The sequence below is a fragment of the Stenotrophomonas sp. 2694 genome, assembly GCF_040548715.1.
Taxonomy (GTDB): domain Bacteria; phylum Pseudomonadota; class Gammaproteobacteria; order Xanthomonadales; family Xanthomonadaceae; genus Stenotrophomonas; species Stenotrophomonas indicatrix.
In genome coordinates this window covers 84,066-100,786 of record NZ_JBEPSG010000002.1, presented here as the reverse complement: position 1 = coordinate 100,786, position 16,721 = coordinate 84,066, and the positions used below count along the sequence as shown (strand labels likewise).

General features: G+C 63.8%; 9 protein-coding genes. 3 read left to right on the top strand and 6 right to left on the bottom strand.

What is annotated here, in order from left to right; translation table 11 throughout:
• Window positions 1-55: 55 nt before the first annotated feature.
• The 3 genes from ABIA73_RS03205 to ABIA73_RS03195 form a co-directional block, all read right to left on the bottom strand.
• A complete protein-coding gene (locus ABIA73_RS03205; protein ID WP_025873945.1) occupies window positions 56-448 on the bottom strand; it encodes a tetratricopeptide repeat protein in 393 nt (130 codons plus the stop codon).
• Window positions 438-4,991 (bottom strand): RHS repeat-associated core domain-containing protein, encoded by a 4,554-nt coding sequence (locus ABIA73_RS03200; protein ID WP_354275423.1) that lies wholly within the window; start codon window positions 4,989-4,991, stop codon window positions 438-440. Before ABIA73_RS03200 ends, ABIA73_RS03205 begins: the two co-directional genes overlap by 11 nt.
• A gap of 759 nt (window positions 4,992-5,750) precedes the next feature.
• The gene (locus ABIA73_RS03195; protein WP_033830569.1) at window positions 5,751-6,323 is read right to left on the bottom strand and encodes a single-stranded DNA-binding protein; all 573 of its coding nucleotides are present in this window, start codon (window positions 6,321-6,323) and stop codon (window positions 5,751-5,753) included.
• A gap of 283 nt (window positions 6,324-6,606) precedes the next feature.
• On the opposite strand from ABIA73_RS03195, the gene ABIA73_RS03190 reads away from it, so the two are divergent.
• On the top strand, window positions 6,607-7,638 hold the full coding sequence (locus ABIA73_RS03190) for a LacI family DNA-binding transcriptional regulator (protein ID WP_032975883.1): 1,032 nt from the start codon (window positions 6,607-6,609) through the stop codon (window positions 7,636-7,638).
• 94 nt (window positions 7,639-7,732) lie between these two features.
• Here ABIA73_RS03190 and ABIA73_RS03185 read toward each other — a convergent pair whose 3' ends face one another.
• The 3 genes from ABIA73_RS03185 to ABIA73_RS03175 form a co-directional block, all read right to left on the bottom strand.
• Window positions 7,733-9,787, bottom strand: a complete 2,055-nt coding sequence (locus ABIA73_RS03185) for a PAS domain-containing hybrid sensor histidine kinase/response regulator family protein (RefSeq protein ID WP_105163599.1) — start codon at window positions 9,785-9,787, stop codon at window positions 7,733-7,735.
• On the bottom strand, window positions 9,777-11,273 hold the full coding sequence (locus tag ABIA73_RS03180; protein WP_033830567.1) for an ATPase domain-containing protein: 1,497 nt from the start codon (window positions 11,271-11,273) through the stop codon (window positions 9,777-9,779). Before ABIA73_RS03180 ends, ABIA73_RS03185 begins: the two co-directional genes overlap by 11 nt.
• A gap of 81 nt (window positions 11,274-11,354) precedes the next feature.
• Window positions 11,355-12,068 (bottom strand): hypothetical protein, encoded by a 714-nt coding sequence (locus ABIA73_RS03175; RefSeq protein WP_279208312.1) that lies wholly within the window; start codon window positions 12,066-12,068, stop codon window positions 11,355-11,357.
• A gap of 153 nt (window positions 12,069-12,221) precedes the next feature.
• Between ABIA73_RS03175 and ABIA73_RS03170 the strand changes: the two genes are divergently transcribed.
• Window positions 12,222-13,121 carry an ABC transporter ATP-binding protein gene (locus tag ABIA73_RS03170; RefSeq protein ID WP_218788871.1) on the top strand — a complete coding sequence of 300 codons (900 nt, stop codon included), beginning with the start codon at window positions 12,222-12,224 and terminating at the stop codon, window positions 13,119-13,121.
• A gap of 12 nt (window positions 13,122-13,133) precedes the next feature.
• Entirely contained in the window at window positions 13,134-16,712 is a 3,579-nt protein-coding gene (locus tag ABIA73_RS03165; protein ID WP_354275422.1) for a M1 family aminopeptidase, read from the top strand.
• The last annotated feature ends 9 nt before the right edge of the window (window positions 16,713-16,721 follow it).

Here is a 16,721-nt window from a genome sequence, read left to right as displayed (position 1 = left end):
CGTCGAGCGAAAGTAATCGATCAAGCCAAGGCTTCGCGATTAGCGAACGCGTCAGCTATTCGTCTTCGTCACCTGCAGCCTCAACGCTATCGTTGATGAACTGAAGGGCCCTGCGATGCTCTTCGAGGACTGTGTCATGGGCGGGTATACCAGGACAAGCAATCTTGGAGAAGGCATGAATGACCTCCTTAGCCTCCTCATATCGTTCCAGCCGAAGCAGGCAGTCCACGAGTCCAGACGCGACCAACACATCGCGAGGACGAAGCTTCTGAAGCGCACGAAGCGCCCAGAGGGACAACTCCGCATCATCGCTCCGAAAACCAATCCCAACAAGAAACAACCACGCGACCTCACAAGCGGGATCGCGCTTTACAAGATCCAAAAGGTGGTGACGCGCGCCATTGTCGTCACCCGCCTCAAGCATACTGGTAATTTCATCAATATCCATCAAGGTCGCTCTGCTTCATTAACTTCTGACACCGATAGGGAACACACCCGAGCATACATCGTGCCAAATTCCCACCCCAGACACCCGGCTGATTGAAATCACCCTTGGCGCGCGTGCAGGTAGTCTTACAGCCTTGGATATGGCTTTGGCAGTCAGCAACGAAGTCGTCGTCATCCCCGTCGGCACACGCAGATTTGATCAATGCAACAGCCATCTGCGACGCTGGGCTATGCGGATTCAGAATACCATTCGGCCCAACTCCCAACATCTCACCCGCCTTAAGCGCATTCCTAAGGCTATCGGCGTTGATCTTTGGACCGAAGTCCCAGTTGCCGTTCGGATCACTGAGGTCGCCCCCATTGTACGCACCAACCGCACCCGGGGCGCCCGTGACTACGGGGGGCGGGGGCAGCAAGGGAATTGCCTGCATCCCATCGGGGTCAACTGATGCAAGCGGGTTGCCATTCACGTAGCCGTAGGTGCTGATCCCCCCCTGCAATCCGAGCGGGTCTGACGTCACGAAGCGGCCACTGGCGGGATCGTAGTCACGCTGAACGTTGTAGTGAAGGCCGCTCTCAGCGTCGTATCGCTGCCCAGGGAAGCGCATCGCGAACTCAAACAGCGTGCCGTCCTGGTCCGGATCCTCGTTTGGTGCCGTCGCACCGAACGCTTCCCCCTTCAGATCCCAACTCCAAACCGCCACGTCACGGGCTGAGTCAATGACAACACGAGCGGCGCCCAGATGATCCGGCTGGACGTAGTAGAGGGCGCTGCCTTTCAGCAATCCGACGGGCATGTCGTCCAACCAGACTACCTGCTGACGCGCAACACCCTTCTGGTCGTACTCCCCCAACCATTGCCCGCGCTCGTCGTAGAGATTCAGGGCCGAAGCACCTCCGGCCGTCCGGGAAATCTGCTGGCCAAGATCGTTGTAATGGTATTCCGCAGCAACCGTGCCGTTTCGCTTCACCGCACTCAAGCGCCCCATTGCGTTGTAAGCAAACTCGCGCTCCACGCCTTGGATCGAAAGCGTGTTGCCGGCCGTATCGTAGGCACGCGACACGCCCGCAACGCTTTGCAGGCGGTGACTGTCTGACGGATAGACGTACGCTTGGTCAGCTCCATTGACCTTCGCAGACGTGCGATTGCCGGTGGCGTCGTAGGAGTAGCTGTCGATGATCGAGCCAGTCGCCGCATCCTTGAAAGCAGTCAATCGGCTCAAGGCGTCGTAGGTCAGCGATACGGACGTTGCCCCAGTCCCGCCGGCGGTGAGGCGGGTCAACTCGCCCACCGCACTGAACGAGAAGGCTGCATTCAGCGCACCCGAGCCACTGCCGTTCAACGCCGACGGACGGTAGTCCTGGTCGACGTCTCGCGACAGCGTACGCCCGTTGCCGTAAACCCAGCCCGCAGAGGGGCCGAAGGGATGGCGCTTTGCACTGGAAAGCAACACGACACGAGCAGCACCCGGTCGAGTCGCGCCGATCTCGGTGATCGTGCCGGCTGCATCTCGATTGTAGTCCGCCACCGTTCCGTCAGGATAGGTGACAGAACGAAGTCGGCCAGCATTGGTATAGGCATAGCTGACGCCTACACTCTGCCCCGATGACGTCTGCACCTTGCGCGTCACATTGCCGGAGCGATCGTAGCAATACTGGGTTTTAGCGCCGTCATCCTGCATGGATGAGAGCCGCCCGATTGCAAACGACTCACCAAGTGAGCAGATGTTCTCGACTTGGTCATACACGTATGACGCAACAATTGCCTGGTCCCCATAAACCTTGCGCACCACGCGCCCCAGGGCATCGTATGTGTAGCTGCTAGCCGTGCCATTGGCGTCAACCTGCTTCGTCTGCTGCCCTGCACTGTTATAGCTGGCAGTGGTCGCGCCCGTGTCGGGGCTCTGGCGGCTCAACACATCACCAAGCCCCGAGTAGCCGTAGGTAGTCGCCAAGCCCTTGGGATCAATAACCGTGGTGGTCCTGCCCTCTGCGTCATACTCGTATCGCGTCTCGACCGCCAACCCGGAAACGTCCTGAAGCACCCTGCTGGGCCTTCCATAGGGATCGTAGTCAAACTGCGTCTTGCGCTTCAGGGCATCCGTGATGAGCTGGACGTTGTTCGCCAGGTCATATGTAAAGTCGGTTGAATTCCCCGCTGCCGTCTTCTGAGACACCAGCTGCCCCAGCTTGTTGTAAACGCGAGAGAGCGAACGCTTCAGTCCACCACCTGCGTCGAACACCTCCTCTTTGGTGCGATTGCCTGCCACATCGAGGGTATAGCGGATGTTGTTCCCGGCCCCGTCATTGATCTGAACGAGACGGTGCGCATCATCGTAGGTGTAGCTGAGGGATACTCCATCGGGGTCAACAATCGATGTGACGTTGCCTGTCGGATCGTAGGACAAGGTGGTCACTCGATCGCTGGTAGACGCAGCTCCGTCCACGCTGTTCCGCTCGGTTATCGAGGTGAGCTTGCCTCGACTGGAATAGCCAAAATCATGGATTGTGCCCGTCGTGTCCCGAACGCGCGTGACACGTCCGTTGCGGTCGTAGGCCAGCCGTGTCGTCACTTGACCTACAGCATTGGTCTCGGACTGAAGGTCACCAGCACGGTGGCAGGAACCCCCTAGAACTCCGCAACCCGACTCATCTGCGGCCAGGTAGTAGCTGTACCTGGTAACGTCCTGAACGTCGGTCCGAGGCCCGTCTTCTGCAAGGACAAGACCGATTTGCGGGCATTGGGTGGCATCCACCGCCGAGCAGTAGGCGGCGGTCCATTGACGAACCCCAGCGGGTGCATTGGTCGCAGCTCCGCACGCATACCCGACCGCAGCCGGAATGGCAGGATCCACCTCGCACCGCGCGACCTCCAGGCCCAACGCGTTGTACTTCCATGAACTGCTGGAAACGGCGACGCCCGCAGAGTTTTTGACCACCCGGCTCAGGGGCAAACGCAGTGCGCCGTCCCACGTGGTCGTCGTGGTGCGCTGCTGCGGGGTATCGGCGGCGTCAACCTGTTCGGCCAGCAGCCCGTCTGCCGTGTAAGTCGTCCTTGTAGTGATTCCCTTGAAGTCCTTGACCGACGCCGGGTAGCCGTTCGCGTCATAGGTCATGGCCTTGTAGGGTTGATTGCACTGGGTGCCGCACGCCGCAGAACCGCCTGACGGCATGATCCGCCCTTTCCCAGTGTCCACAAAGCCATAGTTTGACGTTGCGCCCAGCGGCCCCTTGACCGTAACCGGCATGACGCCTTTCATGATGTAGGCGGCGTAGTCAATGGTGGTCGCGTCTACCCCACCAGCGAATTCGGCGTAGTAGGCGCGGTTGCCTGCGTTGTACTTGACCGTCTCGTAGCGGACGCCCTTCTCGTCCACGATACCCGTAAGGAACGACGTGCCGGCCACGGTTGGGCTGTTGGCCGGCTCGTTGTAGACATAGCCATTGCTCGTGCCATCCGGATAAGCAACCGATGCAAGCTGCCCTGCCGTGGTGTAGCTGAATGTCTGGGACGCACCATCCGGCAATGTCACCTTGCTCAGGCGAGAAGCGGCGTCATAGGAGAAACCCATGGTGCGACCGCGTTCGTCGGTTACCGCTAGCAGCAATCCGGGTGCCGGTGCAATTTCCGACGGCGTGGCGGCGTCTGAATGCTGAAGGGACAGCAGCTTTTTGCCTGCGGAGTCGAAGACTTCTTTCAAAAGCCCTGCCGCGTCATAGATTTCGGTCTGGCGATTGGCGGCCAACTGCAGCGCGTAGCCCACACCATCTGGGCCGGCCACCATCACGTCAGCCACGTCAGGATCCGACGACCATCCACCGCTGACCTTGGTGAACAACTCCGAGCTGCCGTCAGGCCGCAATGCCCTCAGGTAGGTGGGCTCGCCAGCCACGCCGGTATTAGACTCGAACAACTCCAAGCGCCTATCGAACAAGTGACGCCACTGAGGCCCCAAGGAGGATCCTGGCGCACGCGGGGAACTGTTGTAGAAGCGACGGAACGTCAGTCCAGAAGGGGACTCGTAATCGGTTTCCTGCCGGTAGAAGTTACCGGTCGCCGTGTTGATCGGGTCGCCCTCGAAGGGACTGCCTGGGTCGCGGGCATTGGCTGCGGCAGCGCTGTTCCTCGCGCCTCGGGCACCTGTTCCGTCCGTGGCTGAGCCAAGCCCGGCCGAGCACCGCTTTTGGCAGCCCCCAAAGTTCTTCTGGGGCTGCCCAATGCTGATCTCGGAGGCGAAAACGCTGTCGCTGGCCTTGCCATTCACGTAGATGCGCGCCGCCCAGCCGTCGTTTCCGTAGCGAACCGTGACAACAGGCGGCTTGGTGCACTTCGGGTCCTGTTGGCAGGGAGCCTGGATTTTCCCTACCAAGAAATTCACCGCGGCACCAACGCTATCAAACGACCCAACCCCGCGGAACGACTGAACCTTGTAGGGAGGACCGTAGTAGGTGGCTGCACTTGCGGTCGATGCACCGCCTAATGCCAGGCAGAAGTAGAGAATCGCAGCAGCCTTGTGACTGCGCAGGGGCATTGAAAATGCCATTGGTACACACTCCATGTGAAAGACAACTGGCAAGTCCGGCCAAAGGACTGCATCCGACATCAATCCTTAATGCGCGGAACGAACATCTTCCCCCGATATTGCCGAGGATCGGAAAATCCTAAAGCAAGCTAATGACATATTTTGTGCAACAACATACGCTTTGGGGAAGAACGGCGCAATTGGGCATAGGGCTGCGGTGAACGTGTCCGCAGGATCTGCGACAGCCCCCGCGCCAGCTCGCTAGGCTTATGCCCTTCCTTCGCACGCCGTCATCAAGACCAGCCAAGACCATGCACAGATCCACAGTCGAAACGGGCTGATGCTGATGATTGCCTCCTCGGCCAGCGATGGACTCGAGCAGACGTCTGCCCGTTCGATGCAGCTCCTCGGCACATGGCGTCCGGTGCACAATCCAGCTTCCTGACAACCCACCCATGACTCCATCTCCACTCAGATCGCGCTGGCACACCGATCAAGCAAAGTGGATTGTGTTCGCCGCGAGTCCCTTCGTCCTGAACTTGCCAGGTAGAGCGTCACTTCATGCACAGGAAGGCCACTGGGCCCCCGGAGTACCGAGTGCTGCTCTCCGTTCTCAAATCTCATTCGCTAAGGTGTGTAGCCAGTCATCTATCAATACCTGGCCGTAGGTAGAAGTCCAGATCACGGCGGGATTCTGCCAGAAACTAATGTTGTTAACGAAAAAGGCCCCCATCCATAAAGATGAGGGCCTCTATCAACACTAAAACCATTAAGTAGGAACTAGAACGGAATATCGTCGTCAGCGAAGTCATCCATCGGCGGCGCCGACTGCTGCGGCTGCTGCTGCGGACGCTGCTGGCCGTAGCCGCCGCCCTGGTTGCCGCCCTGGTTGTAACCACCGCCCTGGCCGCCACGCTGGTTGCCACCACCACCGCCGCCGTATTCCTGGCGCGGGGCCTGCTGGCGCTGCGGGCGCTCGCCGCCAGCGAAGTTGCCGCCGCCACCGCCGCCGCCTTCACCGCGGCCGCCCAGCATCTGCATTTCATCGGCGACGATGTCGGTGGAGTACTTCTCCACGCCGTCCTGGCCGGTGTACTTGTCGTAACGCAGGCTGCCTTCGACGTACACCGAGCTGCCCTTGCGCAGGTACTCGCCGGCGATCTCGCCGAGCTTGCCGAAGAACACCACGCGGTGCCATTCGGTACGTTCCTGCTGGTTGCCATCCTTGTCCTTGCGGACGCTGGTGGTAGCCAGGCTGATGCGGGTGATCGCCATGCCGCTCTGGGTGTACTTCACGTCCGGGTCGTTGCCGAGGTTGCCGACCAGGATGACTTTGTTGATGCCGCGCGCCATAGGTACCTTCGTCCGTTGTCCAGGGGCAGGCCGCCAGTGATAGCACGTCCCCGGGCGGGGGTGCAGAGCGCTGGGTCGCCCCCGGGAAATTTGGGGGAATACGAGAACGGGTCATCTTACCATCCCCTCGGCCGACACCTGGGTCGGGAAAGCCCCCGGCCATGGCCGGAATCCGGCCTGCAGCCCCCTGGGCAGGGCACTGCGCGCGCCCTGCCCCGGCGCGCGGCGCCAGCCCATCGGCGCCCCATGGCATCATTCCCCGATCATTTCCCTGCCGGCCCCCATGACCATCAAAGGCAAAGCCACCTCCCTGGACATCGCCCACCTGGCCGGGGTCTCCCAGCCCACGGTGTCGCGGGCCCTGCGCGGCAGCCCGATGGTCAACGCCGAAACCCGCGAGCGCATCCTGCGCATCGCCCGCGAGCTGAACTACAAGGTCGACAAGAACGCCTCCAGCCTGCGCCTGCGCAATGCCGGCACGCTGGCCCTGCTGTTCTTCGAGGACCCGACCAACGACGACTCGCTGATCAACCCGTTCTTCCACTCGATGCTGGGGTCGATCACCCGCGCCTGCGCGCTGCATGGGCAGGACCTGCTGGTGTCCTTCCAGCAGCTGTCCACCGACTGGCAGGCCGATTACGAAGACAGCAACAAGGCCGATGGCATCATCCTGCTGGGCTATGGCGACTACCACCAGTCGCGCGACCGCCTGCAGCGGCTGGTGGAACAAGGCACCCACTTCGTGCGCTGGGGCGCGGCCCTGCCCGGCCAGCCGGGGGTGTCGATCGGCAGCGACAACTTCCAGGGCGGGCATGACATCACCGCCCACCTGCTGGAACAGGGCTGCCGCCGCATCGCCTTCCTCGGCCATGCCTCCAGCCATTACCCGGAATTCCAGGAGCGCTATCGCGGCCACGTCGAGGCGCTGCGTGCGCATGGCCTGACCGCCGACCCGGCGCTGCAGCACGATGCGATCACCACCGAGGCGTCCGGGCATGAGGCGTGCCTGTCACTGCTGGCCCAGGACCGTTCCATCGATGCGGTCTGCGCGGCCAGCGACCTGATCGCCATCGGTGCGGTGCGCGCGCTGCGCGAGCAGGGCCTGCGGGTGCCGCAGGACGTGGCGGTGACCGGCTTCGATGACATCCCGCTGGCAGCCTCGGTGTCGCCACCGCTGACCACCGTACAGCAGGACACCAAGCAGGCCGGCCAGTTGCTGGTGGAGAAGCTGCTGGCGCTGATCGGCCGGCAGCCGGTGGAAGGCCAGAGCATTCCGGTGAAGCTGGTGGTGCGCGAGTCCTCGCTGCGCGCGTAGCCCTTCGGTGGCGCCAAGCCATGCTCGGCATGCATGCGTGGGACGCAAGGCCGACGACAGCCGGGCATGGCCCGGCTCTACAGGACCTGCATCGCTACGCGCCGCCCGGCATGGCCGTGCGTACCGCCATGCTGAACTCATCCAGCAGGAAGGGCTTGGCGATCATCGCCATGCCTTCATCGAGGAAGGCCGCGCGCTCCTGTGCCTTTTCCGCATAGCCGGTCATGAACAGGATCGGCAGCGCCGGCCGCGTTTGCCGCGCGATCTCCGCCAGCTGGCGCCCGTTGAGCCCCGGCAGCCCGACATCGGTGACCAGCAGATCGATGCTCTGCGCCGAAGTGAGGATGGGGATCGCCGCATCGGCATCACCCACCACCTGCGCGTGGTAGCCCAGGTCTTCCAGCACCACCGTCACCAGCATCCGTACCTGCTCGTCATCCTCCACCACCAGGATGGACTGGCCGGCGCCGCGCCGGATCGGCTGCGAAGGTGCAGGCGCGTCTTCCACAACGGCCTCCGACAACGGAATGAACAGCAGCACCGTCGTCCCCTCGCCGACATTGGACTGGATGGCGATGTGGCCACCGGACTGCTGCATGAAGCCGTACACCATCGACATGCCCAGCCCCGTTCCCTTGCCGATGGGCTTGGTGGTGAAGAAGGGCTCGAAGGCGCGCTCGACCACTTCCGGCGCCATGCCGGCACCGGTGTCGGCCACCTCCACCAGTGCGTAGTCACCGGCAGGCACGGCCGTGTACTGGCCTTCCCTTACGCTTACCGACGAGGCACGCAGAGTCAGATCGCCGCCGTCCGGCATCGCATCACGCGCGTTGATGGCCAGGTTCAGCAGCGCGCTCTCGAACTGGTTGGCATCCAGCGTGGCGTGCAAGGGCAGCGGCGAGGGTTCGGCGTGGATGCGCACCGCCTCGCCCAGGGTGCTGTGCAGCAGGTGCTGCACCGAAACCAGCAGCGTGTTGAGCTCCACCGGACGCGCATCCAGCGACTGCCGCCGGGAGAACGCCAGCAGGCGCTGGGTCAGTGCCGCGGCACGCTGGGCCGAGGCGGTAGCGGTGTCCAGGAAACGCTCGAGGTCGTCGACACGGCCCATGTCCAGGCGCAGCCGGACGATGTCCAACGCGGACAGGATGCCGGTCAGCATGTTGTTGAAATCGTGGGCGATGCCGCCGGTCAACTGGCCGATCGCCTCCATCTTCTGTGACTGCCGCAATGCAGCGTCGCTGGCCTCGCGCGCCGCCATCTGCGCTTCCAGTTCACGGGTGCGCTCGGCCACCATCGCCTCCAGCGCGTGCGCGTGCTGTTGGCTGCTGGCAAGGGCCAGCTTGGCCGCGGTGATATCGGTGACGAACACGTGGAAGCCGTCGATGCGTCCCTCGCCATTGCGGCGCGGCGAGTAACGCACTTCGCAGTCCCGGCGCCCATACACGCGATGTGGCCAGACGATCTCGAACATGGCCTCGCGACCGGCCAACGCGGCTTCCATCGCCGGGCGACGCTGCTGCCATACGGTCTCGCCGATGACCTCGCGCACATGCGTGCCGATCACTTCGCCGGTAGCCAGTTCGAACCAGTTTTCATAGGCCTTGTTGGCGAAGCGGAAGCACAGCGAGCGGTCCACGAATGCGATCAGCACCGGCATTGCATCGGCGATCAAGCGCAGCTCGGACTCGCTGCGCGCCAGCGCCGCACGGCCATCGGCCAAGGCGGCGACCTGGTCGCGCACCACGAACTGCTTGCCACGCGCGCGCAGCGCGCCCTGCACAGCGCTGAGCAACGACATGCTGCCCAATGGCCGGTCCATCTCCACTACGTTGATCGAGCCGGGCAACAACGGTTCACGGGTGGAACGCCGGTAGGAACGCGCCGAGCGCAGCAGGATGAACGGAATGTCCGACCAGGCCGGCTGCTGCTGCAGCGCCTGCAGCAGTACCTCGCTACCGCGTGCCACCGCTTCCTGGGTCACCACCACCAGCCCGGTGCAGTCATCGAGTTGCTCAGCCAGCACTTCCAGGCTTGGCGCGATGCCTGTCCTCAACCCTGCGCCGGCCAGCACCGCCGCGATGCTGTCGGCATCACGGCCGAAGGGAGCGACGATACGGACAACGGTGCCGCCCTCATCGCTATCGGACATCGGACTGGCCCAGCAGCGCTGCGCTGTCGCCGACGAACTCCGGCGTGCCGGTGAGGATGCCCTGGAAATCGGCCAATGCGGCACTGACCGTGATGCCGCGCCCGTCGATCTTCAGTTCGCGGATGGTGTCTTCATGCGCACCGCCGCGGTTCTTGATCACCGAGATCGCCTTGCGGATGCGTCCCTTCGCTTCGAAGAATCTGAACAGCACCACCGCATCAGCGATGTAGGACACATTGAGGCTGCCGGTGGACATGGTGCCGACCAGCCCATGCTGCGGGTTGATCATGAAGGTCGCCACACCCTTCTGGTTGAGGTAGGACAGCATCTCGTGCAGCTGCAGCATCAGCTGTTTTTCCTGCGGCATGGCGGTCACGTAGCCGTTGAGGCTGTCGATCACCAGCACACGGCAGTTGCGCTCCTCCACGGACTTGCGCAGGTTCCAGGAGAACTCCCCGGGCGACACTTCGGCCGGGTCGATCTGCAGGATCTCCAGCATGCCGGAGCGCAGATGCTTGTCCAGATCGATATCCAGCGCCGAAGCGCGTGCCAGCAGCGTGCCCACGCGCTCGTCGAACTCGAAGATGCAGCTGCGCTCGCCGCGCTCGCAGGCGGCCCACACATACTGCAGCGCCACGTTGGTCTTGCCGCTGCCGGCCGGGCCGGTCAACAGGGTGGAGGTACCGCGCAGCGGACCGCCGCCCAGCAGCCGGTCGATCTCGGCCACGCCGCTGCTGATGGGCGTTCCGACGAACCGTCCGTGATGTTCCGAGGCGATCAGGCGGGGGAAGATCTGCACGCCACCGCGACGGATCACCATGTCGTGGTAGCCGGCAACGAAATCGACGCCCCGCAGCTTCTGCACCTGCATGCGGCGCCGGGCAGGGCCGAAGTCCAGGGTCAGGCGTTCCAGCGAGACCACGCCGTGGCACAGGCTGTGCAGCTGGCCGTCGCGCTCATCGCCGGTGGACGTCAGGTCATCTACCAGGAAAACCGTCGCACTCTTGGGCGCGAAGAACTGCTTGAGTGCGAGGATCTGCCGACGATAGCGCAGCGAATCCTGCGCCAGCAGGCGCAGTTCCGACAACGAATCGAACACCACCCGGGTCGGCCCGATGCTGTCCACCTTGGACATGATCAGGTTGACCGTCTCGTCCAGCTCCATTTCCCACGAATGCAGCACCGACTGCAGGCGGCCATTGCCCATCGCCCCTTCGGCCGAACCCAGCTCGAACAGGTGCAGACCGTCCAGCGACCAGCCGTGCGCCAACGCGACTTCGCGCAGCTCCTCGGCCGTCTCGGACAGGGTGATGTAGAGGCAGCGCTCGCCGCGCCGCAGGCCTTCCAGCAGGAACTGCAGGGACAGCGTGGTTTTGCCGGAGCCCGGCGGCCCCTCAAGCAGGTACAGCCGCGCCTGCGGCAACCCGCCGCCAATGATGCTGTCCAGTCCTTCAATTCCGGTTGTGATCCGCATGCGTGCCTGCATCGACGTCGACGTTTGAGGGGGAAAGCCTATCGGCGCCCCTGTCGACGCATTGTGTGATCCAGCGCACCGCTGTTAACACATTCAGGAAGCTTTCACGGCGCCAGCTCTGCCCCGCCACCAAGTGCGCCCCCTGCGCCAGCTCCACGCCAGCATCACCACCGCATAGAGTGCCAGCAGCAGTTGCAGCGCTGGTTTGACGATAAACAGCAGCCACAACCAACCGTAGTCCGCGTCAGTCACTTTCATCTGAAGGCCCGGTTCCAGGCCCAGTGTCGCGGTTTCTCCGCGCAGGCCAGGCCCGACCTCCACAACGGTGATCTTCAGGTGCAGGTTGCCAGCACCCAGCGTAAGCGGCGAGGCCAGTGGCGGCCACTGGAAATCGGTGGGCGATGCGCTGGGTTCGTCCGGCGTAAATTCGCGCGTCACCTCACCCGAGCCATGCGAACTGACCGGCATGGCCCGATAGATCGCGTGCCGACCGTCATGCTCGACTTTCAGCCTGATCGGCTCGCCGGGCGTGCGGAAGCGCAGGAAACCGGCGTGCTGACTGTTCTGCCAGTTGCCAAGCACGGGGTCCGGCTGGTCGTAGTCCGGCGGGGGACGCTGGAACGTCAACGACAGCTGCGGCCGCCCCGGCAACAGCCGCTCCGTTTCCAGCGTCAGCTGCGTGCCCGGTTCCAGCAGCAGCGGTGCGGATGCGTAATGCGTGGCAGTACGGAAATCGGCCAGCGCCAGCGCCAGCCCGATACTGAGGGAGATCAACAGCAACCAGCTTGACCAGAATGCGATGCGCACCGGATGTCCTTTTCCGCGTCGGGGCGCGAACGAGTATATCCAGCCCACCCGTTGGGACGGCCATCGTCTGGGGCACCATGACCAAAGGGGCATGACGCCGCCCCCGTTCAGCGCGATAAACAGCAGATCAACACACGGAAAGGTGTACGTCGCATGCTGAAGATCGATTCGCTGTCCAAGACGTACGCCAATGGCGTACACGCGTTGAACGGAATCACACTGGATATTCCCCGCGGCATGTTTGGCCTGCTCGGGCCCAACGGCGCGGGGAAATCCTCGCTGATGCGCACGCTGGCCACCCTGCAGGAAGCCGACAGCGGCAGTGCCACCCTGAGCATTCCGGGTGAGTCGCCGATCGACGTGCTGCGCGACAAGGATGCCGTGCGCCGCCGGCTGGGCTACCTGCCGCAGGATTTCGGCGTGTACCCGAAGGTCAGCGCGCTGGACCTGCTGGAGCACTTTGCCGTACTGAAGGGCTTGACCCAGCGCGGTCAGCGCCGCGAGGTGGTCGATGGCCTGCTGCAGCAGGTGAACCTGTGGGATGCACGCAAGCGCAAGCTGGGCACCTACTCCGGCGGCATGCGCCAGCGCTTCGGCATCGCCCAGGCGCTGTTGGGCGACCCGCGCCTGGTGATCGTCGACGAGCCCACCGCCGGCCTTGATCCGGAAGAGCGCAACCGCTTCCTCAACCTGCTGGCGGCCATCGGCGAGAACGTGGCGGTGATCCTGTCCACCCACATCGTCGAGGACGTGACCGACCTGTGCCCCACCATGGCGATCATGAACAAGGGCCAGGTGCTGCTGACCGGTCGCCCCACCGATGCGATCGAGGCGTTGCAGCAGCAGGTCTGGCGCAAGCAGGTGGAGCCTTCCGAACTGGCCGACCACGAGGCGCGCTACACGGTGCTGTCCTCGCGCCTGGTCGGCGGCCGCCCGGTGATCCACGTGCACAGCGCCAGCGACCCCGGTGATGGCTTCACTGCAGTGGCCCCCGATCTCGAGGATGTGTACTTCCAGCGCCTGCGCCTGCAGGCGCGTGCCCGTGCAGCCTGAGCGGAGCACACCATGATCCTCACCTTCTTCCGCTTCGAGCTGCGCGAGCAGCTGCGTTCGCCGCTGCTGTGGCTGCTGGCGTTCCTGTTCGCCGCGCTGGCCTTCGCCGCCGCCTCCTCCGAAGCCGTACAGATCGGCGGCGGCGTCAACAACGTGCACAGCAATGCGCCGATCGTCATCGCGCGCTTCATGGGCATCTTCACCATGATGGGCATGCTGGTGTCCACCCTGTTCGTCAGCAATGCGTTGCTGCGCGACTTCGAGCTGGGCACCTCGGAGCTGATCTTCGCAAGCCCGATCAAGCGCCGCGACTACCTGGCCGGACGCATCCTGGCAGCCATCTGCGCCAGCCTGGTGGTCTACCTGATCATCGCGCTGGGCATCTTCCTGGGGCCGTTCATGCCCTGGGTGGACAAGGCCCGCGTCGGCCCGGTTTCGCTGGCCAGCTATGCCTGGACCTTCTCCTGGATCGTGCTGCCCAACGTGTTGTTCACCACCGCCCTGCTGTCGCTGCTGGCGGCGCTGACGCGCTCGATCCTGTGGGTCTACATCGGCCTGGTCGGCTACTTCGTGCTGTATGGCGTGAGTGCCTCGCTGCTGAGCGATATCGACAACGTCTGGGTCGCCACGCTGACCGAGCCACTGGGCATGCGCGCGCTCGGCCGCACGGTCCGCTACTGGGCCGCCGAGCAGAGCAACACCCGCCTGCCCGAGGTGGCGGGCTACCTGCTGGCCAACCGTGCCCTGTGGCTGGGGGTGGCCGCCGTCTTGTTCGCCGCCACCTTCGCTCTGTTCCGCACCGAGCGTACCGGCAGTGGGCGCAGGCGTTGGGGCCGTCGCCAGGCCGTGGCCAGCGCCGATGCGCCGCGACCGGCGGCGATCACCGCGCCGCGCATGCGCCCCCGCTTCAGCGCGGCAACCGGCTGGCACCAGTTCGTGCGCCAGGTGCGCTTTGACACCCTCGGCGTCCTGCGCGGGGTGCCGTTCATCGTGCTGCTGGTGCTGGGCCTGGCCAACTTCATCCCCGCCGCCCTGCACCAGAGCGCGGTCTATGGCACGCCGATCTGGCCGGTCACCACCGAAATGCTGTCGGCCCTGCAGGGCGCCTACAGCTGGCTGCTGGTGATCATCGTGCTGTTCTATTCCGGCGAACTGGTCTGGAAGGAGCGCGCGGTCCGCTTGAACGAAGTCAACGACGCCATGCCCGTACCCAACTGGGTACCGCTGCTGGCCCGGCTGACCACCCTGGTGGTGATCGTCGCCTGCTTCCAGGCCATCGGTGCGGTGGTGTCGATGGCCATGCAGCTGGTGCAGGGCTACACCCACCTGGAGCCGCTGCTGTACCTGAAGGTGCTGGCCCTCGGTTCGGTGTTCTATGTGCTGATGGGCGGCATGGCGCTGGTGCTGCAGGTCCTGACCAACAACAAGTTCTTCGGCTACGCGCTGTTGATCGTGGTGATGATCGCGCAGGTCGCGCTGGGCCTGCTGGACTACACCCAGAACCTGTACAACTTCGGCAACTGGCCCAACGCCCCGTACTCGGACATGAACGGCTACGGCCACTTCCTGCCTGGGCAGCTGGTCTTCCAGGCCTATTGGGGCCTGCTGCTGGCCGCGCTGCTGTTCCTTGCCTCCGCGTTCTGGGTGCGCGGCGTCGGCGCCAGTGCGCGTGACCGGTTGAAGCTGGCGGCACGCCGCCTGCGCGGTCCTACCGGCGCTGGCTTTGCCGTATCCCTGCTCGGCTTTGTCGCGCTCGGCGGATGGTTGTACTGGAGCACCAACATCCGCAATGAATTCCTGTCTCCCGACCAGCAGCGCGACCTGCAGGTGCGCTACGAGCGCGAGCTGTCCAAGTACAGGAACCTGCCGCAACCGCGCATCATCGCCGTCGACAACCGCGTGGACCTGCATCCGGAAACCCAGTCGATGGTCATCGATGCCGACTGGACGGTGCGCAACACCCACGCTGCCCCGATCAGTGACATCCACATCGCGATGGGCGATGACCGCAATCTGGTCAAGGTCGACCTAGGCGGGCAGACCCTGGCCTTCCATGATGTCGACCTGGGTTACCGCATCTACCGCCTGGCCACGCCATTGCAACCCGGCGAGCAGCGGCAGGTGCATTTCCGCGTCGAACAACGCCCCAAGGGCATCACCGCCGGCCAGGCACCCAGCAACATCGTGGACAACGGCACGTTCTTCAACAGCACCCTGCTGCCGTCATTCGGCTACGACCCGCGCGGCGAGCTGGAGGACCGCAACGAACGGCGCAAGCGCGGGCTGGGTGAGCCGACCCGCATGCCGAAGCTGGAGGATGAAGCAGCACGTGCCAACACCTACATCTCCGACGACGCCGACTGGCTGGACTTCCGTACCACCATCTGCACCGCACCGGACCAGGTCGCGCTGGCCCCGGGCTACCTGCAGCACGAGACCACCGTGAACGGCCGCCGCTGCTTCAGCTATGCGATGGACCGGCCCATGCTCAACTTCTACGCCTATCTGTCGGCGCGCTGGCAGGTGAAGAAGGGCATGTACAAGGACATTCCGATCGAGGTGTACTTCGACCCGGCCCATGCCTACAACGTGGACCGCATGATCGAGGCGGTGCAGAAGTCGCTGGCCTACTACGAGGCGAACTTCACGCCCTACCAGCACCGCCAGGTGCGCATCATCGAGTTCCCGGGCTACCAGAGCTTTGCCCAGTCCTTCGCCAACACCATCCCCTACTCCGAGTCGATCGGCTTCATCGCCGACCTGCGTGACCCGGACAAGGTGGACTACGTGTTCTACGTCACCGCGCATGAGATCGCACACCAGTGGTGGGCGCACCAGGTGATCGGTGCCAACGTGCAGGGCGCCACGGTACTGTCCGAATCGCTGTCGCAGTACTCGGCGCTGATGGTGATGGAAAAGGAGTACGGCCGCGCGCACATGCGCCAGTTCCTGAAGACCGAACTGGACCGCTATCTGGCCGGCCGTGGCGGCGAGCGCATCGAGGAACTGCCGCTGGAACGGGTGGAGAACCAGCAGTACATCCACTATCGCAAGGGTTCGCTGGTGTTCTACCGCCTGCGTGAGGAAATCGGCGAACAGGCGCTGAACCGCGCCCTGCAGCGCTTCCTGCAGGACAAGGGCTACCAGCAGCCGCCGTACACCACCTCGCGGGAGCTGCTGGACTACCTGCGTGCGGAGACCCCGGCCGACCGCCAGCAGCTGCTGACCGATCTGTTCGAGAAGATCACGCTGTACGACAACCGGCTGGAGACCGCCAGCGCGCGCAAGCGTGCCGATGGCCGCTACGACGTCACCCTGAAGCTGCACGCCGCCAAGGTCCATGCCGATGGCCAGGGCAAGGAAACGCCGGCCACGCTGGACGACTGGGTCGAGATCGGTGTGTTCGCCAATGGTCCCTCGGGCAAGGAACGCGACCAGAAGGTGCTGTACCTGCAGCGCCATCACATCACCACGGCAGCGCCGACGATCACGGTGACGGTGGATGCCAAGCCGGACGAGGCCGGTTTCGATCCGTACAACAAGCTGATCGACCGGGTGAGCGAAGACAACCGGCGCAAGGTGACGATGTGATGTGAGTGG